Annotated in this window: 17 protein-coding genes; 9 read left to right on the forward strand and 8 right to left on the reverse strand. The window is 70.6% G+C overall.

Annotated features, from left to right (window positions below; genetic code table 11):
• Window positions 1-56: 56 nt before the first annotated feature.
• Window positions 57-1,844 carry a bifunctional metallophosphatase/5'-nucleotidase gene (locus ACZ6SA_RS05865; protein ID WP_465826829.1) on the forward strand — a complete coding sequence of 596 codons (1,788 nt, stop codon included), beginning with the start codon at window positions 57-59 and terminating at the stop codon, window positions 1,842-1,844.
• A 312-nt stretch (window positions 1,845-2,156) separates the two neighbouring features.
• Here ACZ6SA_RS05865 and ACZ6SA_RS05870 read toward each other — a convergent pair whose 3' ends face one another.
• A complete protein-coding gene (locus tag ACZ6SA_RS05870; RefSeq protein ID WP_347649159.1) occupies window positions 2,157-2,462 on the reverse strand; it encodes a nucleoside triphosphate pyrophosphohydrolase family protein in 306 nt (101 codons plus the stop codon).
• Between the two features lie 18 nt (window positions 2,463-2,480).
• Entirely contained in the window at window positions 2,481-3,845 is a 1,365-nt protein-coding gene (locus ACZ6SA_RS05875; RefSeq protein WP_347649160.1) for a sensor histidine kinase, read from the reverse strand.
• A 209-nt stretch (window positions 3,846-4,054) separates the two neighbouring features.
• On the opposite strand from ACZ6SA_RS05875, the gene ACZ6SA_RS05880 reads away from it, so the two are divergent.
• The gene (locus tag ACZ6SA_RS05880) at window positions 4,055-4,897 is read left to right on the forward strand and encodes a Rossmann-fold NAD(P)-binding domain-containing protein (RefSeq protein ID WP_465826830.1); all 843 of its coding nucleotides are present in this window, start codon (window positions 4,055-4,057) and stop codon (window positions 4,895-4,897) included.
• A 10-nt stretch (window positions 4,898-4,907) separates the two neighbouring features.
• On the opposite strand, the gene ACZ6SA_RS05885 is transcribed toward ACZ6SA_RS05880, so the two are convergent.
• A complete protein-coding gene (locus ACZ6SA_RS05885) occupies window positions 4,908-6,308 on the reverse strand; it encodes an MFS transporter (protein ID WP_347649162.1) in 1,401 nt (466 codons plus the stop codon).
• Window positions 6,309-6,401: 93 nt separating this feature from the next.
• Here ACZ6SA_RS05885 and ACZ6SA_RS05890 point away from each other — a divergent pair, with 93 nt between their 5' ends.
• On the forward strand, window positions 6,402-7,850 hold the full coding sequence (locus ACZ6SA_RS05890) for a purine-cytosine permease family protein (RefSeq protein WP_465826832.1): 1,449 nt from the start codon (window positions 6,402-6,404) through the stop codon (window positions 7,848-7,850).
• A gap of 149 nt (window positions 7,851-7,999) precedes the next feature.
• Here ACZ6SA_RS05890 and ACZ6SA_RS05895 read toward each other — a convergent pair whose 3' ends face one another.
• Window positions 8,000-8,701: a hypothetical protein gene (locus tag ACZ6SA_RS05895; RefSeq protein ID WP_465827093.1), complete on the reverse strand. Its 702-nt coding sequence runs from the start codon at window positions 8,699-8,701 to the stop codon at window positions 8,000-8,002.
• Between the two features lie 298 nt (window positions 8,702-8,999).
• Between ACZ6SA_RS05895 and ACZ6SA_RS05900 the strand changes: the two genes are divergently transcribed.
• The 3 genes from ACZ6SA_RS05900 (at window position 9,000) to ACZ6SA_RS05910 (ending at window position 12,080) form a co-directional block, all read left to right on the forward strand.
• Window positions 9,000-9,446 carry an SgcJ/EcaC family oxidoreductase gene (locus ACZ6SA_RS05900; RefSeq protein ID WP_347649291.1) on the forward strand — a complete coding sequence of 149 codons (447 nt, stop codon included), beginning with the start codon at window positions 9,000-9,002 and terminating at the stop codon, window positions 9,444-9,446.
• Window positions 9,447-9,573: 127 nt separating this feature from the next.
• On the forward strand, window positions 9,574-10,494 hold the full coding sequence (locus ACZ6SA_RS05905; RefSeq protein WP_465826833.1) for an ABC transporter ATP-binding protein: 921 nt from the start codon (window positions 9,574-9,576) through the stop codon (window positions 10,492-10,494).
• On the forward strand, window positions 10,491-12,080 hold the full coding sequence (locus tag ACZ6SA_RS05910; RefSeq protein ID WP_465826835.1) for an ABC transporter permease: 1,590 nt from the start codon (window positions 10,491-10,493) through the stop codon (window positions 12,078-12,080). Before ACZ6SA_RS05905 ends, ACZ6SA_RS05910 begins: the two co-directional genes overlap by 4 nt.
• Here the strand turns inward: ACZ6SA_RS05910 and ACZ6SA_RS05915 are convergent.
• The gene (locus ACZ6SA_RS05915) at window positions 12,009-12,527 is read right to left on the reverse strand and encodes a GbsR/MarR family transcriptional regulator (RefSeq protein WP_347649167.1); all 519 of its coding nucleotides are present in this window, start codon (window positions 12,525-12,527) and stop codon (window positions 12,009-12,011) included. The two genes, ACZ6SA_RS05910 and ACZ6SA_RS05915, sit on opposite strands and share 72 nt — an antisense overlap.
• Before the next feature lie 45 nt (window positions 12,528-12,572).
• On the opposite strand from ACZ6SA_RS05915, the gene ACZ6SA_RS05920 reads away from it, so the two are divergent.
• Together ACZ6SA_RS05920 and ACZ6SA_RS05925 are read left to right on the forward strand one after the other, a co-directional pair.
• Window positions 12,573-13,751, forward strand: coding sequence for a cytochrome P450 (locus ACZ6SA_RS05920; RefSeq protein WP_465826837.1), 1,179 nt, complete (start codon window positions 12,573-12,575; stop codon window positions 13,749-13,751).
• Window positions 13,752-13,836: 85 nt separating this feature from the next.
• Window positions 13,837-14,814: a proline dehydrogenase family protein gene (locus ACZ6SA_RS05925; RefSeq protein ID WP_347649169.1), complete on the forward strand. Its 978-nt coding sequence runs from the start codon at window positions 13,837-13,839 to the stop codon at window positions 14,812-14,814.
• 3 nt (window positions 14,815-14,817) lie between these two features.
• Here ACZ6SA_RS05925 and ACZ6SA_RS05930 read toward each other — a convergent pair whose 3' ends face one another.
• The 3 genes from ACZ6SA_RS05930 to ACZ6SA_RS05940 all read right to left on the reverse strand — a co-directional run bounded on the left by ACZ6SA_RS05930 (window position 14,818) and on the right by ACZ6SA_RS05940 (window position 16,214).
• Window positions 14,818-15,405 carry a pyridoxamine 5'-phosphate oxidase family protein gene (locus ACZ6SA_RS05930; protein ID WP_465826838.1) on the reverse strand — a complete coding sequence of 196 codons (588 nt, stop codon included), beginning with the start codon at window positions 15,403-15,405 and terminating at the stop codon, window positions 14,818-14,820.
• Between the two features lie 133 nt (window positions 15,406-15,538).
• Window positions 15,539-15,664 carry an aromatic-ring hydroxylase C-terminal domain-containing protein gene (locus ACZ6SA_RS05935; protein WP_465827095.1) on the reverse strand — a complete coding sequence of 42 codons (126 nt, stop codon included), beginning with the start codon at window positions 15,662-15,664 and terminating at the stop codon, window positions 15,539-15,541.
• A gap of 76 nt (window positions 15,665-15,740) precedes the next feature.
• Window positions 15,741-16,214 (reverse strand): SAM-dependent methyltransferase, encoded by a 474-nt coding sequence (locus ACZ6SA_RS05940; RefSeq protein WP_347649171.1) that lies wholly within the window; start codon window positions 16,212-16,214, stop codon window positions 15,741-15,743.
• Between the two features lie 133 nt (window positions 16,215-16,347).
• On the opposite strand from ACZ6SA_RS05940, the gene ACZ6SA_RS05945 reads away from it, so the two are divergent.
• Window positions 16,348-19,152, forward strand: a complete 2,805-nt coding sequence (locus tag ACZ6SA_RS05945; protein ID WP_465826840.1) for an AAA family ATPase — start codon at window positions 16,348-16,350, stop codon at window positions 19,150-19,152.
• Window positions 19,153-19,196: the final 44 nt, after the last annotated feature.

A 19,196-nucleotide genomic window follows, 5' to 3' on the forward strand; every position in this document is an offset into this window, starting at 1 on the left:
AAATCGTTACCTTTGCGACATCGGCTGCACGGGCAACGGTCGTAACGTCTTGGGCCATGACGTCTCGTTCCTTCCTCCGGCTGGCGCTGGCCGCAGCCGTCGCCTCGGGAGCGGTCACGCTCGCCGCCCTTCCGGCGGACGCGAGCAGACCATCGCGTACGGTCCCCGTACGGCTGCTCGCCCTCAACGACTTCCACGGCAACCTCGAGCCGCCGACCGGCTCCTCCGGCCGCATGGTCGACGAGCACGGCAACACCGTCGACGCCGGCGGCGCGGCCTACGTCGCGACCCACATGAAGGCCCTGGCCGACAAGAACACGATCGCGGTGGCCCAGGGCGACCTCATCGGGGCGACACCGCTGATCTCGGCCGCCTACCACGACGAGCCGTCCGTCGAGTTCCTGGGCAAGCTGGGGCTCAAGGTCGCCGCGGTCGGCAACCACGAGTTCGACGAGGGCTACGCCGAGCTGCGGCGGATCATGAAGGGTGGCTGCCACCCGGTGGACGGCTGCTCGCCCGCGGGCGAGTGGAAGGGCGCGAAGTTCGACTACGTGGGTGCGAACGTCCTGTTCAAGAACCGCCACGAGAAGACCGACGCGCTGGCGGCGCTCGGCGGCGCGAACGCGGCGAAGGTCAGGCAGGCGCTGTCCGGCTGGGGCGTGCCCGCGCTGCCGCCGGTGAGCGTCAAGTGGATGAACGGCGTGCCGATCGGCTTCATCGGCCTGGTCACGCAGACGACGCCGGGCATCGTGTCCAGCGAGGGGATCAAGAACCTCACGTTCGCGGACGAGGTCAAGGCCGCGAACGTGGCCTCCAAGCTGCTCAAGCTCGTGGGCGTCAAGGCCCAGGTCGTGCTCGTGCACGAGGGCGACCAGGTGCCCCAGGGCCAGTCGCCGGACGCGTGCAGCGCGGTCCCGGGGGCGGGCAACCGCATCGCGACGCAGGTGGACCCGGAGATCGACGTGGTGCTCAGCGGCCACTCGCACCAGGCGTACGTGTGCACCGTGAAGGACCCGGCGGGCAAGGACCGGCTCTTCTCGCAGGGCGGCTCGTTCGGGCGGGTCATCACGCAGGTGGACCTGAAGGTGAACGCCAGGACGCAGGACATCGACCGCGCCTCGATCGTGGCGGACAACCACGTGGTGACCCGTACAGTCACCGCAGATCCCGAAATTTCGGCGTTCGTGGAGACGTGGAAGGAACGCGTCGCCCCCGTCGCCAACAAGGCCGTCGGCACGATCACCGCCGACATCACGAACACGGCCGGCCCCTCCGGCGAGTCACCCCTCGGCAACCTCATCGCCGACGCCCAGCTCGCCGCCACCAGGACCGGCGGCAACGCGCAGATCGCGCTGATGAACCCGGGTGGGGTGCGGGCCTCGCTGTCGCACGCGTCGTCACCGGCCGGCGAAGGCGACGGGGTCGTCACATATGGTGAGGCCTTCACCGTGCAGCCGTTCAACAACCTCATGCAGGTCGTCACGCTGACCGGCGCCCAGCTCAAGACGGTTTTGGAGCAGCAGTTCACCGGCGGGCCCAACAACCAGGCGTTCACCAAGATCCTGCAGCCCTCGGCGAACTTCACCTACACCTACGACAACAGCGCGCCCTGGGGCTCGAAGGTCTCCGAGATGAAGATCGACGGGACTCCGGTGACCGACGCGCAGACCATCCGGGTGGCGGCCAACAACTTCCTGGTGGGAGGCGGCGACGCGTTCCTCGCCTTCAGGGACGGCACCGACCTGTGGAGCGGGCCGCTGGACATCGACGCCTTCGTCGACCACCTCGGCAAGGACAACCCGATCGCGCCGCCCGCGACCGGCCGCATCACCGTGGCCGGCTGACCGTTCTCTCCTGTCCGTTCGAGGCCCGTCCCTCCTCGGGGGGGCGGGCCTCCGTCCACAACCCCATCCTTTACGGCGGCGCCGACGTCACCCACCCGCCGCACGCGGCCGGGGGCCTCCAGGGAGACGCGATCTGACCCGCACGTGGCCGGCCACCGCGACGGCGCCCCGCCGGCCCGCCGCGGCCCGACCTCTTCCCCGGCGACACTCCTCGCGCGGCCCGGCCCGGTCTGCCACAACACCAGGGGCACGGAGCCGCCGAGGTCAGGTAGGACGGCGAAGGCTTCGGCCGGCGGGCCGGACTCGTGTCTGTCAGCGGTTGTGCACGAGCCACTTCCGGTCGATCTCCACCTGCAGGTCCACCCCGTGGTGGCGGGCCAGCAGCACCACGTGGCAGAGCACGTCGGCCAGCTCGGCCCGGTAGCCCGCGTCGAGTTCGTCCTCCGTGCGCCCCTTGGTCCTGGCCCGGCCGGAGCGCATCAGGAACGCCTGGGTCAGCTCGCCGACCTCCTCCTGCAGCTTGAGCAGGAACCAGACGTCGTCCCGTTCGATGCCCAGCTTGTCCGCATAACGCTGGGAGACGGACTCGACCTCGTCGGAGAGCCGGCGTAGATTCATGGCCGCGAGTGTAGAGCGCTAGGAGCCCTTGTAGAGGGGGAGGACGAGCACGAAGCGGGCGCCGGGCGAATGGTCGGCGATGGTGAGCGTGCCGCCGTGGGACAGGGCGATCTCCCTGGACAGGGGCAGGCCGAGGCCGCTTCCGCTCTGGTCCTTCGCCTTGGCGCTGTCCAGCCTGGTGAACCGCTCGAAGACCCGTTCCCTGTCCTCGGGGGCGATGCCCTCGCCGTCGTCGGTCACCGTCGCCACCACCTGGCCGTCCGTCACCGCCACCTCCAGGTCGATCCTGGTGTCGGCGTGCCGGGTGGCGTTGTCCAGCAGGTTCGTCAGGAGCCGGTCGATCTGCACGGGCGAGCCGTACACGGGGGCGGACGCGCAGAGGTCGGGGACGATGACCACCCTGGAGTCCCCACGGCGGCGTACCTGATCGACGCACAGCCGGCACACGTCCACCACGCGGCGGGGCGCGACCGTGCCCGCGTCGAGCCTGGCCAGCATCAGGAGCTCGTCGATGATGCCGGTGAGCCGTTCGACGGCGGTCAGCGCCACCGCTCCCGTGGCGGGCCAGTCGGTCTCGTCCGGGATGGCGTTGGCCACCTCGAGCTGGGTGCGCAGGCCGGCGATGGGGCTGCGCAGCTCGTGCGAGGCGTCGGCGACGAAGCGCCGCTGGGTCTCGGCGGAGCGTTCGAGGCGGTCGAGGGTGTCGTTCGTGGTGGTGGCCAGGTCGGTGATCTCGTCTCCGGTGTCGGGCACGGGGACGCGCCTGCTGAGGTCGTGGCCGGTGATCTCGGCCAGCTTGGCGCGGATGCGCTCGACCGGGCGCAGCGCGAACCCGACCACGAGCCACGTGATGCCCGCGACGCTCGCCAGGATCAGCGGGGTGACGACGAAGGTCTGGGCCTCGAACCAGGTGATGGCGCGGTCGACGTCGGCCAGCGACGACGCGCCGTACACGGTGACAGGGCCGTCCGGGGTCGACACCGTCATGGACATCACCAGGAAGTGGGTCTCGTCGCCGTTCTGCTCCTGCCGCGCCCACGTCTCCGAGATGTAGAGCTTGTCGAGCTCGGAGGGCCGGAACTCCCTGAGCTTCCGGTCGACGTGGCGGCCGGTGGTGGCGGCGAGCACGTCGCCTCGCGGGGTGACCACCTCCAGGAAGTGCACGCGCGCCGGGGCTTCGAGGGCCGTGGACAGATCTCCGGCTCTGGCGTCGCTCGCGATCCTGCGTACGGACACCTCGACCCTGTCCCGGACGACGTCGCGCAGGCTGTCGGGGACGGTGACGAGCATGAAGGTGGATGTGGCGAAGAGGACCAGCGCCGCTATCGCGGTCGCGATCGCGGTCAGGCGCGCCCGGATCGAGCGGGGAAAAAGACGTATCACTAGCGCATAAACTCCTATGTCACTATAGGTGACATTTGCCCATATGAGGCAATCGCACCATTAAGGACCCTGATCTGCTGCTATACCCTGCCCACACATCGGGCGAACAGTGATCCGGTTACGCACGGTGCAGCGGATACGCTCACGGCGATTCCGCCGAGAGCATGACCCCCTGTCGCCCGCGGACTCCGGCGGCCAGGGTGAGCTCCATGAGACTTCTCGTACTGGGCGGCACGGAGTTCGTCGGGCGGGCCGTCGTCGAGGAGGCGCGGGCCCTGGGGTGGGAGGTCACGACGTTCAACCGGGGCACCCATGACCCCGTGCCGGGCGTGACCGCGCTGCGCGGCGACCGGTCGGCTCCTGACGGCCTCGCGGCGCTGGCGCACGGCGAGTGGGACACCGTGATCGACACGTGGTCGTGGGCGCCGTCAGCGGTGAGAGACTCCGCCTCCCTCCTGGCCGGCCGGGCGGGCCACTACGTCTACGTGTCCAGCAGGTCCGTCCACACCTTCCCCGCGCCGTTCGGCGCCGACGAGAACGCGCCGGTCGTGACGGGGTCGGCCGACGACGGAGACGGCGACTACGCGAAGAACAAGGCCGGGGCGGAGCTGGCCGCCGTCGCCGCCTTCGGCGACCGGGCGCTGCTGGCCAGGGCAGGGCTCATGCGCGCGGCCGAGCAGGGGCTGGGCGGGGCGTACAACGTGGTGAGCCCGCCGGGGTTCACGACGATGCGGGAGCTGCTCGAAACGTGCGTGAAGGTGACCGGGTCCGACGCCGAGCTGCGCTGGACGTCGGAGGCGCGCGTCCTCGGAGCGGGCATCGAGCCGTGGACCGACCTGCCGATCTGGCTGACGGGCGAGCTCCACGACTTCATGCACGGGGCCGACGTGTCCAGGGCGGTGGCGGCGGGGCTGCGGGTGCGCCCGGTCGAGGAGACGGTCGCCGACACGTGGGCCTGGCTGCGGAGCATCGGCGGCGTGGCGCCCATGCGGCCCGACCGCCCCGCCGTCGGCCTCGACCCCGAGACGGAGGCGCGCGTCCTGGCCGGATGAGCCGCCGAGGTCACGGGCGGCGGGCTTCCCCGCGGGTGCGGACGAGGTCGTACGCGGCGGCCACCAGGGCGATCACGACCGACATCAGCACCGCCATCAGGCCGTGGCGGAAGGCGGTCGCCCAGCCCTGGCCCAGCGCGCCGAAGAACGTGGAGCCCGCCACGGCGATCCCGATCGCCGACCCCAGCCGCTGCCCCGTCTGCAGCACGCCCGCCGCGCTCCCCCCGCCTTCTGGCGGCACCTCCGACAGCGTGATCGCCTGGTTGGGCGAGATCACCAGACCGCTGCCCATGCCCGCCAGCAACAGCGGCAGCACCGTCGCCAGGCCCACCGCTCGTCCGGGCACCAGCACGGTCGCCAGCATCGTCGCGCAGAGCCCGGCGATCACCATCGTCAGGCCCACCGCCACCACGCGCCGGCCTGCGCGCGACACGAGCCGCCCGCCGACCACCGAGGCCGACGCCGAGCCGAGCGCGAAGGGCGTGATCGCCAGCCCGGCCATCAGCGCGCTGTAGTGCAGCCCGACCTGCAGGTAGAGGGTGAAGATGAAGAAGATCCCCGTGAAGCCGGCGAAGTAGAACAGCGCGATGGCCGTCCCCAGGCTGTACGAACGTTTGCCGAACAGCGCCAGGTTCACCAGCGGCTCGCGCGGGTAGCGCCGCTCCCAGAGCACGAAGGCGGCCAGCACCACCAGCGCGACCGGGATGAGCAGCCATTTCGTGTTGCCCTCCCACTGGTGCCGCTGGATGAACGGCAGCAGCAGTCCCACCACGCCCATGCCGAGCAGCAGCACGCCGACCGGGTCCATGCTCTCGCGCCGCCCGGTCCCCGGCCGGGCCGGCAGCGCCCGCCAGGCCAGCGGCAGCAGCGCGATCCCGATCGGCACGTTCACCAGGAACACCCACCGCCACCCTTGGTCGGCTCCGGCCAGGCCGACGAGCAGGCCGCCGATCAGCGGCCCCGCGGCCGTGGACACGCCGATGGTGGCGCCGAGCGCCCCGAACGCGCGCCCCCGCTCGGCCCCGCGGAACATCTGCTGGATCAGCCCCGACACCTGCGGGTTGAGCGTGCCGGCCGCCAGCCCTTGCACGAACCTGGCCGCGATCAGCACGTTCATGTCCGCGGCGAGCCCGCACGCCGCGCTGGAGGCGGTGAAGAGCGCCACGCCCGTCATGAAGATCGTGCGCCGGCTCCTGGCGTCCCCCAGCCGCCCGGCGGGGACCAGCAGCAGCCCGAACGCGAGCGCGTACCCCGACACCGTCCACTGCAGCCCGTCCTCCGAGGCGTCCAGCGCTTCGCGGATCGACGGGACGGCGACGTTGACGATGCTCACGTCCAGCCCGCTCATGAACGCCGCGACCAGGCAGATGGCCAGCGCCTGCTTGCGCGTGTCACCCCCCAATGGCCTCATCACGGGAGTCTCACCGCAGATCAGCGGCGGAAACGTGCCCCCGTACCAGAGGTAAGGGTTCGTTTCTTCGCATAAGGCGAGTAACGTCCGATCATGGACACGATGGCCGTGGAGCAGAACGGCATCAACGCGGTACCCGAGTCCGAGCGGCACGGGCGGCCGAGAGATCTCTTCTGGCCGTGGGCGGGCTCGAACCTGTCGCTGTTCGGCGTCGCGTTCGGTGTCTACATCGTCGGCCTGGGCCTCGGCGTGGTGCCCGCGATCATCACCGGAGCCATCGGGTACGCGCTGTCGTTCCTGCTGGTCGGCCTGGTCGCGATCGCCGGCGCCAGGTCCGGCGTGCCGACCATGACCCTGGGCCGGGCGCCGTTCGGCTACCAGGGCAACAAGCTGCCCGCGGCGTTGTCGTACCTGTCGAACGTGGGCTGGGAGATCGTGCTCGTCACGCTGGCCGCGCAGAGCGGCGCGGCCATCCTGGGCCGGCTCGCGCCCGGCCTCGCGCCCACGACGGCCACCGCCGCGTGCTTCACCGTCGCGGCCGTGGTGGTGATCGCGGTCGGCGTGTACGGCCACGCGATGATCATGGTGGTGCAGCGCTACCTGACGTACGCGTTCGTCGTGCTGACCGTCGTCTACATGATCCTCATGGCTCCGCGGCTCGGCGTGTCGCTGGAGACCACGGCCGGCCCCGGCGGCTGGGTCGGCGGGATCATCTTCGCCATGACCCTGCTCGGCCTCGGCTGGGTCAACTGCGGCGCCGACTACTCCCGCTACCTGCCGTCGCGATCCCGCCCGCGCTCGGTGGCCCTGTGGACGATGCTCGGCGGCGCGCTGCCGCCCATGGTGCTGCTCGTGTTCGGCGTGCTGCTGGCAGGCGGCGACCCGACGCTGGCCGAGGCCGCGGGCGGCGACCCGGTGGCGGCGCTGGCCGGGGCGCTGCCGACCTGGTTCCTGCTGGCGTACCTGCTGACCGCCATCGGCGGCTTCCTGGCCGGGGCGATCATGGACATCTACTCGTCGGGGTTGTCGATGCTGGCGCTCGGCGTACCGATCAGGCGGCACTACGCGGTGCTGATCGACGGGCTGCTCATGGTGCTGGGCGGTTACTACCTGCTGTTCGTCTCCACCAGCTTCCTCGCCACCTTCCAGGCGTTCCTGGCGATCATCGGCGTGGTGATGGCGGCCTGGGCCGCGGTCTTCCTGGTGGACATGTGGCGGCTGCGGGAGGGCGGCCGCTCGTACGGCGGGCGGCGCCAACCCGCCGACCGGGCCGACCGGGAGCGGCTGCTGCGCCCAGGGGCGCCGGCGCTGCACTGGCCGGGCCTGGCGTCGCTGGTCGTGGCGTCGATCGTCGGGCTCGGCCTCATCACCTCGGCCGACGAGAACATCGCCGCGCTCGTCGGCTTCCTGATGAGCGACGCACTGCGGACCGGCACGTTCGGGGCGGCGAACATCGGCGTGGTGGTCGCCCTCGTGGTGGCCGGCGCGTTGTACTACCTGCTGACGGCGTTCACCCGGCGTGGCGACCGCGGAACACGCTGACCTGGCGTTCACCCGGCGTGGCGGCCGCGGGACGCGCTGACCCGGCGCGCACCCGGCGTTACGCTGAGTGGACATGGGCAACCTTCCGTTGCGGCTGCTGCAGTGGGCGACGCACGTCACGGCGTGCGGGCTGCTGCTCATCGCCATCGTCACCGTGCTGCGCGACGGCCTCGTGGCCGTGGCCGCCGGAGGTGTGCTGCTCGGCCTCGTCCACTCCACCGGCCCGGTGATCGAACGCCGGCCCATCCCGGCGCTCGTCTGGCTGGGCCTGGTGACGGGCGGCTGGGCCGCGCTGGCCGTGGCGGCGTCCCCGTTCGTGTGGCCGGTGTTCGGGCTGCTCTTCGCCTACCTGCGGATGTTGCCGCTGTGGGCGGCCATGTTCGGGGTGACGGTGCTGACGTCGGCGGCGGTCGCGGCGGCGGCCTGGCACGCGGGCGAGCTGACGGCGCCGCTGACGCTGGGACCGGTGTTCGCGGCGGTGCTGGTGACGTTGCTCGGGCTGGCCTGCGAGGCGCTGCACGCGGAGGCGGCCCGCACCTAGCGCAGCGCGGCGTCGCCGCGGCGAAGGTTGGCCCATGGCGGCAGCGATCACCGCGCCCGCGAGCCGATGATCGCGTGCGCCTCGGTGTCGTCGAGCTCGTCGGGAAAGGCCACCTCGAGGGCTTCTGCCCACTGGGCCTGGATGTCGAGACGCGCGTGAGCACCTCGCGCATGGATTCGCCGGGCCGCCGCCCGGCCAGTAGCTCGTTGACCGTCTCCACCTGATCCGGCTGGTCAGCGAAGACCAGGTCTTCTTTGGCGGGGAAGTAGGTGAAGAACGTCGCGGGGGAGATCTCGGCTGCCGCGCAGATCTCGGCGACCGTGGTGGCCTCGATCGGCCAGGCCGTGCGAGAACGGCGATCAGCGCCCTGACGGGAAGGCGGAAGGCCGAACGCCGCGGCTGCGCCCCTCCCCGTTGCACGCTGCGCCTCCAGAAAGCCGAGGCGGGCCGCCGCCTTGCGAGAAGCATGGCCGCCCCGCTGCTACGTCAACGGGGTTTGTCGGCCTGGAGCACCAGGTCGACGACTACTGGCAGGCCAAACGACGTGATTATCAACACATACTGCCGGTGTTGACCCCAAGTTTGGTTGAGGTGCTTGAGTGTTCCGCATGCACACAAACGTCCAAGCACCGGTTATCGAGGACTCCAGCGTCGATCACAGCGCCGACCGCGAGGCCATCGCGCAGATCATCAAGAATGTCGAAACTGCCTACAACACCAACGACGCCGAGCTCATGGTGTCAGATCTGGCAAGCAATGCCATCATGGGCAACGCCGTCGGCATGCTGGCTCACGGTCGCGACGTGGTGCTCGAGGCGAGCCGGGCCGGACTCGCCGGGTTCCTGAAGGATGAGTACGTGCGATACGACGTGCTCGACGTCGTGTTCCTTCGTCCGGATGTCGCCATTGCCCACAAGGGAGCTCGCGCAGCAAACGACAAGGGTGAGCTCATCGACCGCGAGCATGTCATGGTCGCCCTCTACGTGCTTGTCAAAGAGAACGGCCGTTGGTGGGCGGTGGCCCGGCACAACACCCTGGTCCCGCAACCGGAGTGAGTGGCTCTCGGCGGGCCCTGGCAACCTGACTTCGAAGCATGTGGCAGCCCGTGCGGTGTCTTGATCTTGACAGTTGCAATCTTTCACATATTTCACAAAATTTGTGAATCTAGTGTAGCTTCGAGCCATGACAGACGCGATTTCCGTGTCCGGCCTCGTCAAAACGTTCGGCCGGACACGTGCGCTGGACGGTCTCGAACTGGACGTCCGAAGCGGCGAGGTCCATGGCTTCCTGGGCCCCAACGGAGCAGGCAAATCCACCTGCATCCGGATCCTGCTCGGCCTGATGCGCGCCGACGCGGGCGAGGCTCGCCTGCTTGGCGGCGATCCCTGGGCCGACGCCACCGAGCTGCACCGCCGGCTGGCCTACGTGCCGGGCGACGTCACCCTGTGGCCCAGCCTCACCGGCGGCGAGGTGATCGATCTGCTGAGCCGGCTGCGCGGAGGAGTGGACGAGCGGCGCAAGGCGAGCCTCGTCGACCGGTTCGAGCTGGACCTGCGTAAGAAGGGCCGGGCCTACTCCAAGGGCAACCGGCAGAAGGTGGCGCTGGTCGCGGCGCTCGCCTCCGACGTGGAACTGCTCATCCTCGACGAGCCGACCTCCGGCCTGGACCCGCTGATGGAGGCGGTCTTCAGGGACAGCGTGGCGGAGGAGAAGGCGCGCGGCCGTACCGTGCTGCTGTCCAGCCACATCCTGTCGGAGGTGGAGGCGCTCTGCGACCGGGTGAGCATCATCAGGGCGGGGCGCATCGTGGAGTCGGGCACGCTGGCGGAGTTGCGCCACCTGAGCCGTACGTCCGTGGTCGCGGAGGTGGCGAGTTCGCCGGCCGACCTGGCCGGTCTGCCCGGCGTACACGATCTGCGGATCGACGGCCTGAAGATCGCCTGCCAGGTCGAGCCCCGCCATCTCAACGCGCTGTTCGACCGGTTGGCCGCGCTGGGGCTGCGCGGCGTCACGGCAGCGCCGCCGACGCTGGAGGACCTGTTCATACGGCACTACAAGACGGCGAGCAGCGGCGCGCGGCCCCGGAGGGTGGCTGCCCGATGAGCGTCTTGACCGGGACCGGCGCGCTCGCCCGGCTCATCGTCCGCCGCGACCGACTGCTCCTACCCGTCTGGGGCCTGCTGGCCGCGGTCTACCCGGCGAGCATCGCCTCCAGCACGGCCGCCCTTTATCCGACCGCTGAGGATCTGCACGGCGCGGCCGACGCGGCGACGGCCAACCTCTCGCAGGTGGCCACCCGCGGCCCCGTGTTCGAGGCGAGCGTGGGCGGGCTGACCGCGTACACCGTGTCCAGTGCGGGCGCCATGCTGCTCGGGCTGGTCAGCATGCTTCTGGTGATCCGGCACAGCAGGGTCGAGGAGGAATCGGGCCGCCGTGAGCTCGTCGGTGCGGGGGCGGTGGGCAGGCACGCGCCGCTGACCGCGGTGCTGGCCGTGGTGCTCGCCGCCAACCTGGTGATCGCCGTCCTCATGGCAGGGGCTCTCATTGGCGCGGGGCTGCCCGCCTCCGGGTCGTGCGCTCTGGCCCTGTCACTGGCCGCCGCCGGCTGGACGTTCGCCGCGGTCGGCGCCGTCACCGCGCAACTGACGCAGAGCGCGGTGGCGGCCAGGGGGATGGGCGTCGCCGTGTTCATCGCCTTCTTCCTGATCCGCGCGGTCGGCGACGTGGGCGGTGCGGCCTGGTTGTCGTGGATGTCACCACTGGGCTGGACGGCTCGGACACGAGCGTTCGCCGACGAACGCTGGTGGGTTCTCCTGCTGCTGCTGGCCCTGGTCGTGCTGCTGGCAGGCATCGCCTACCGCCTGTCGGCCCGCCGTGACCTGGCCGCCGGGTCGTTGCCCGCGCGGCTCGGGCCGTCCGCGGCGGCGCCCGGCCTGCGCAGCGCCCTCGCCCTGGCCTGGCGGCTGCACCGCGGCCAGCTCCTGGGCTGGACCGCCGGTTTCGCGGTGGGCGGCCTTGCCCTGGGCGGCGCCGTCTCTGGCGAGATCGAGGAGCAGATCGAGGCTCCGCAGATCATGGAGATGATCGCCAGGGTGGGCGCCGGCGATGCCGAGCCGGTCGACTTCTTCGTCAACTACCTGCTGTCCATGCTCGCCTGGATCATCGCCGCCTACGGCATCCTGTCCGCGCTGCGGCTGCGGACGGAGGAGACGGAGGGACGCGCCGACCTGCTGCTGGCGACCCCGACGAGCCGCGTCCGGTGGGCGCTCGGCCATCTGGTCATGGCGGTGACCGGGCAAGCCGCGGCGCTCATCGCGCTCGGCGCGGGCGCCGGGCTCGCATACGGCGCGAGCAGCGGCGACCTGGGCAAGCTGCCCCTGGTGCTGGGAGCCGCGCTGGCCTATCTGCCCGCTGTGTGGGCGATGACCGGGATCGCGGTCCTCCTGGCCGGCCTGCTGCCGCGCCTGTCGATGGCCGCGTGGGGGATCTGGGTGGTGTTCATCCTGCTCGACGTATTCGGCATGCTGGGGCAGGTCGACGAGTCTGTGCTGGTCGTCATCCCGTTCGTGCACGTGCCCTGGGTCGTGCTCGGGCAGGTGACAGTGGCACCCCTGGTGCTATTGAGCGCGGTCGCCGCCGCCCTGGGCGCCGTCGGGCTGGCCGGCCTGCACCGGCGCGACATCGCCTGACTCCTGCTCCAGCCACTTGTGCATCAGCATGGGCACCTCCCTGCGAAGGAAGGCGAAGAACCGCCGGGTCTCCTCCAGTCGCGCCCCTACCGGCGTGTCCCGGCCGAACACCGCAAGGCCCTCCAGGGCGCCCTCCTCGAAACGGCGGTAGACGTGGTCGCTAGCCAGAGCCGCCGTGAACCACGCCACCTGATCGACCCGGTAACGGTCACGCCGCTCGCCCGGATCACGCTCGCGGGCGACCATTCCGACGTTCATCAGGTATTTCACCGCGCCGGAGATCGCCGACGGGCCCACCTGGAGCCGGTCGGCCAGCTCGGCGGCGGTGAGCCGGCCGTCGTCGGAGACGAGCAGCGCGGCGAAGACCCTGGCCGCCATCCGGGGATAGCCGGACTCGGACATGATCATCGCGAACCGCTCCAGGAACTCCTGGTCGTCGAGTGTCATCCGAGCAATTTTACACAGTTCACGAAATGCATGAAGGAGTGCCGCATGGATCTGCTGCCGACCGTCCGAGACCATCCCTTCGACCCGCCCGCCGCGCTCAGGCGGCTGGCCGCCGACGGCCCACTGCACCCGCTGGCCTTCCCCGACGGCCACGTCGGCTGGGTGGTGACCCGCATGGCGACGGCTCGGGCTGTGCTGAGTGACGCGCGCTTCAGCGCCCGGCAGGAACTTCGTCATATGCCGTATCCCCATCCGCTCGGTCAGGAGTCGTTCGCACCCGCCATACCCGGCTGGTTCATCCGGATGGATCCTCCGGAGCACACCCGCTACCGGCGGCTGCTGACCGGCCAGTTCACCGTGCGGCGGATCAACCGGCTGATCCCCCGGGTCCAGCAGATCACCGAAGAGCACCTGGACACGATGGCACGGGCCGGCTCCCCCGCCGACCTGGTCCAGGACTTCGCACTACCGATCCCGTCCATGGTCATCTGCGAGCTGCTCGGCGTGCCGTACCGGGAAAGGGAGGAGTTCCAACGCACCACCGCCACCGTGCTGAAGCTCGACGCGGACAAGCACGATGTCATCGCCGCGCTCACCAAGCTGCACGAGTTCTTCGTACGGCTCGTCGCCGCCAAGCGCGCGGAGCCGGGCGACGACCTCCTCAGCGGCCTCATCGCGGGCGGCGAACTGACCGACGAGGAGCTGCGGGCGATCGGGATGCTGCTGCTGGTGGCGGGGCACGAGACGACGGCGAACATGCTCGCGCTCGGCTCCTGGACGCTGCTGCGCCATCCGGAGCAGTTGGCTGCCCTGCGCGCCGCCCCGACGCTGATCGACAACGCGGTCGAGGAGCTGTTGCGGTATCTGTCCATCATCCAGTTCGGCGCGCAGCGCGCCGCTCTGGAAGACGTCTGGCTGGACGGCACGCTGATCCGCGCAGGTCAGACCTTGGTCGTCTCGATCCCCGCGGTCAACCGCGACCACGCGAAATTCCCGGATCCGGACACGTTCGACCTGGCCAGGGACGCCGCCGGGCACCTCGGCTTCGGCCACGGCGTCCATCAGTGCCTGGGCCAGCAGCTGGCAAGGATCGAGATGAGAGTCGCCTACCCGGCCCTGTTCCGCAGGTTCCCCGACCTCCGGCTGGCCGCTCCCGACGAGGAGATCCCGATCCGTACGGACATGGCGATCTACGGTGTGCACCGCCTGCCGGTCGCCTTCTAGGAAGCCACTACCGCCTTCACCGGAGAGATAGTACCTTCTAAAAAAATCTCCATTGGCGATAGAGTTCCGGCTCTCGGGTGAAAGGATGATGATGACCGTAATGGAGCAGGCTGCCGAGGCGATGCGAGCACTGGCCCTTGACGAGGTCCTCAAGGACCACGTCGCCGCAGACCCCGCACTACGCAAGCTGGCCTGGCGGGTGGCCGAACGCTACGTCGGTGGCCAGACCGTTGCCGAGGCGCTCGCCCGGGCCGCCCTGGTGAACGCGGAGGGCAGGTCCGCCACCCTTGACTACATGGGGGAGAGCTGCCGGGACGCCGGCCTGGCCACGGCCGAAACCGAGATATTCCTCGACCTGTCACGGCAGGCCGCAGCCCGCGGGACGAATTGCTCGGTGTCCCTCGATCTCTCCCATATCGGCTCGGTGGTGGACCGGGAGCTGGGGCTCGCCAACGCCACCCGGCTAGCCGAGGCCACGGCCGCCGCGGGCCAGGAGATGATGATCTCGGCGGAGGGCTCCGCTCGTACGGATCTCATCCTGTGGACCCACGAACGTCTCTGCGAGCGTTTCGACCACGTCGGCGTCACCATCCAGGCCCGTCTGCACCGGACGGCCGATGACCTGACCCGCCTGCTGCGGCTGCCCGGCCGCATCCGCCTGGTGAAGGGCTCCTTCCTTGAACACGAGTCCATCGCCCACCCCCGTGACAGCCACGAGCTGCGGGCGGCCTTCCTCGCGTACGCGACCCTCCTGCTGGACAGCGGCCACCTCTGCTCGATCGCCACCCACGACCTGGACCTTCTCGATGAGCTGCAGCCGCATATGCGGCGGGACTCCGGCGCTTACGAGGTCGAGATGCTGCTCGGACTCGGCGACGATCAGCTGCCGACGATGCGGGATCGCGGGCATCCGGTCAGGGAGTACATCGTGTTCGGCACCCAGTGGTGGCTGTACGTATGCAACCGCGTCGCCGAGGACCCGCTCCGCCTGTTCCAGGCTCTGGTGGACGCCACCCGGCACGGCGGTCATCCCGCATCCGATCCGATGACAGGAGTGGAGTGACGGTCAGCCGTACAAGTGCCGGCCGTACTGCGGGCCGTAGTAGACCTCCAGGTCTTCCAGCTCCTCGTCGGGACGTTCCAGGGATTTGGCGATGCGGGCCCTGGAGGGGGCCGCGTCGGGAGTCCACGTCTCGGGCTTCCAGAGGGAGGAGCGAAGGAAGGATTTGGAGCAGTGGTAGAAGACCTCCTCGATCTCAACGAGGAGGGCGAGCCGAGGACGGTAGCCCTTGACGATCATCCGGTCGAAGAACGGGGCCTCGCGCAGGATCCGGGCGCGGCCGTTGATGCGCAACGTGTCACCGCGGCCGGGGATCACGTAGAGCAGGCCCACCTGGGGGTTGCTCAGCACGTTGCGGAAACCGTCGGCGCGCCGGTTACCGGGACGTTCCGGGATCACGATGGTCGTGTCGTCGAGGACCAGAGTGAACCCCGCAGGGTCGCCTTTGGGCGATGCGTCGCAGGAGCCGTCGGCGGCAGAGGTGGACACCAGGCAGAAGGGGGACACCGCGAGCCACTGCTTGTCGTGCTCGTGCAGGCGAGAGCGCACCTTCGTCGCAACGCGCTTCGACGGCGTCCCGAGAAGGTCGTCCATCTCCTCCTCTGATGTGATCTCCTCTATCCCCTCAGCGACCATGACACATCCTCCCAAGAGCTCCGGATCATGTAGTCCTCGTACCCGTGCCGAGCGCGCCGGTCAGCGCGACCCGAGCCTTGCCCCGCCGCTGTCACAAGGCGTTCCGTTCGATGGCCTCGAAACGGTGGAGGCTGGGAGTGCCTGCCAGCCGGGACAGGGCCTCGCGCAGTTCGGCGGCTTCCGCACCGGCCCAGCCGACGTAGCCGTCCGGGCGGATGAGCGAGGTCCCCGGCGAGCAGGAGCCCGGTGGGCCCCGCTCCTACGACGATCACCTCGTGCATACCTTTGCCTCCTTAGTAATAGGCCCGCATCAGCTCGATCGACCACTGCGGCTGAACGATCTCGCCCTGCGGGCCGAACTCGGTCATGTAGGGCTTGATGTCCAGCACCGGCGTGCCGTCGATGGCGTCCAGACCGCGTACGTGGATGTCGAGGCCGTCCACGGCGAGCAGCCGGCAACGGGAGACGCCCAGCCGGTTCGGGCGGTTCTTGCCCCGCTGGGCGAAGATGCCGACCTCCGGCCAGTCGGGGTTTCCGCGAGGGCGGCGGGCGGCGGTGTGCACGGAGGAGGGAGGCACGAGATGGAACTGGTACACCACCTCCAGGTGTGAGAACGTCTCCAGTCCTGCGAGGGAGTCCGGCCCGAAACTCGTCCCGTCGAGGCGGATCAGCGCCTGCTCGGTGTTCCAGTCATCGTCGAACGCCTCTGCGCGCCCGCCGACGACCGTTCCCACCGGCTCCACGACGATGGCCGTCGCGTCGTTCAAGGTTTCCTCCAGTCATCGGGGCAGTCGCACCCGACCGTACGGCCCGGCGGCCACGGCTGGATCAGTCACGGTGACCGGTGTCTACCCGACCGGCCCGCGGGGGCCGCCGGCCGGTTAGGTAAGGTCGGGTACCGTGATCGGGCGGAACGCGGAGATTGCCCTCCTCGGAGGCCTGATCGCCGAGTCCCGCGCCGGGCAGGGCAACGCCGTCGCCGTGTACGGCGAGGCCGGGATCGGCAAGTCGGCCCTGCTGGCGCACCTCGCGAGCACGGCACCCGACAACGTGCTGGTGCTGCGGGCGACCGGCGTCGAGGCCGAGTCCGAGCTGCCCTTCGCCGCCCTGCACTTGCTGCTGCGACCGGCTCGTCACCTCGTGGACCAGCTTCCCGCCGCACAACGGGCGGCGCTGCGCGGCGCGTTCGGAGAGGACGAGAGGGACACTCCGGACCGTTTCCTCGTCGGGCTCGCGGTGCTGACCTTGCTGGCCGACCTTTCCGAGCAGCGTCCGCTGCTGTGTCTCGTCGACGACGTGCAGTGGCTGGACCGCGCGTCGGTGGACGCGTTGTTGTTCGCCGCGCGCAGGCTGGCGGCCGAACGCATCTCCATGATCTTCGCCGGCCGTGACGACACGGATCCGACCTTGCCCGGCGTCCCCGAGTTGCGGCTCACCGCTCTTGCCATGGATGACTGCGCGCGGCTGCTGGCCGAGCGCGCGGACGATCTCACGCCCGAGGCGCGCGATCGCGTCATCGAGGAGGCCGAGGGCAACCCGCTGGCGCTCCTGCAGTTCGCCGGGAGCCTGACCCCCGAGCAACGGGCCGGACGCCTTCCGCCGCTTCCCCTGCAGCCGCCGGGGCCTTCCCTCGCCGGGCGGTTGCAGCAGTCACTGCGCGCCGCGATCCGGCGCCTGCCCGAACGCGCCCGGTTGCTGCTCCTCGTCGCCGCCGCCGACGGATCGGGGAGTCTGCCGCTCGTCCTGAAGGGGGCACAGGCACTCGGTGCCACGCCGGAAGACCTGGAACCTTGCGAGCAGGCCGCCCTGGTGGAGGTCTCCGACGGCCGGCTGCGCTTCCGGCATCCGCTGATCAAGGCCGCCGCCTACCACGAGGCGCCTCTCGCCCGCCGCGTGGCCGCCCACCGCGTGCTGGCCGACCTCCTCGTCGACGACGAGCACGCCGACCGCAGGGCCTGGCATCTCTCAGCCGCCGCCCTCGAGCCCGACGAGGAAATCTCGACCATCCTCGCGGCCGCCGGCGAGCGTGCCCGCGGGCTCGGCGGCAACACGTCGGCCGCCACCGCCTACGAGCGGGCGGCGCAACTCACCGTCGACCGGGACAGGCGCGCCCGCTGGCTGGCGGCGGCCGCACAGGCAGCACTCGGCGCCGGTCAGCTCCCCCGTGCCCGTGCCGCCGCCGACAGGGGCCGACGCCTGACCACGGACCCCGTGCTGCTGGCCCGGCTGACCACCGTACGGGCCGCGGTCGAGACCGAGCAGGGCGACCCGGCACAGGCCGCCCACATGCTGATCACCGTCGCCGGCGCGGGCGTCGTGCAGGCCGCGCCCGCCGAAGCCGCGTCGCTGCTCGCCACGGCCGCCGGCGAGGCCTGGTTCGCCGGGGACCACACCGCACTCGGGCAGGCCGCCGATCTCCTGGAGTCTCTCGGCTCCGGCGTCGGGGCCCGTCTGACCCCCGTGGTCGCGGCCGTACGCGGCATGGAGCGGGTGTCCGCCGGCGACCCGGCGGCGGGCCTGCCGCTTCTGCGTTCCGCCATTCCCGCGGCCGACGCCACCGAGACCGACCCGGACACCTCGACGGCCTGGGGCATCGCCACCGACCCTGCCGCCGGGGCGTACGCCGTCTTCAGCGCCCTGATGACCGGCGACGACGACGCGGCCAGGGAACTGGCCGCCGCCCGGGTGGAAGCCTGCCGCCATCAAGGGCTCATCGGAGCCCTGCCACACGCGCTGCAACTCCTCACCCAGGCGCAGATCCTGTGCGGCAGGCACGCCGAGGCCGCCGAATCCGGCGCCGAAGCCTGGCGGATCGCGCACGACACCGGACAGGCGGGACGGCTGGTGCACCTTCACGGCATCCTGGCGCGCCTGGCCGCCATCCGAGGCGAGGACGAGGAATGCCTCCGCCTCGCCCGCCAGGCTGAGGGCACCTCCCAGGAGCGCAACGGCTCCGGGTGGGGCGGATGCGCGCTCACCCTGCTCGACCTCGTACGAACGCGCTACGACGCGGTGGCCGAGCGAATGGCACGGGTGCTTGACGGGCCGCTCGGCCACACTGTGATCGTCACCTTCGCCATCGCCGACCACGTCGAGGCGTGTGCCCGCCTGAACGAGCCCCACCGGGCGACCTCGGCATTCGCCCGGTTCGACGCCTGGGCAGCGGCCAGCGGCCGGCCATGGGCGGCGGCCGTCGCCCACCGTTGCCACGCCCTGCTCGCCCCTCGCGACGAAGCCGAGGCGCACTTCGGCTCGGCGCTCGCCCTGCACGCCCTGGGCGGACGTCCTTTCGAACGAGCCAGGACTCAGCTCATGTACGGCGAATGGCTGCGGCGGGCACGGCGCCGCGCCGACGCCGGCGCGCAACTCAGCGCCGCCTTGACTGACTTCACCACGATGGGAGCCGCGCCCTGGGCCGAGCGAGCCCGCATGGAACTGGCCGCGACCGGCGTCCCCGCCACCGCGCCGAACCCCCGCGCCGACACCGCGCCGCTCGACACCCTGACCCCTCAAGAACTGCAGGTGGTGCGGCTCGCCGCCACCGGGGCCACGAACCGGCAGATCGGCGCCCAGCTCTTCCTCAGCCCCAGAACCGTGGGCTTCCACCTTTACAAGGCCTATCCCAAGCTGGGCGTCTCGTCGCGGGCCGAACTGGCGGGCATCGACTTCGGTCCTACCGGTGACCGGATTCGGCACGACGCGTAGCAAGGGGAAACGCCGAAACCCGGCCAGAGGAGTGCGCACCTCGT

The sequence above is a fragment of the Nonomuraea sp. NPDC049378 genome, from assembly GCF_055586745.1.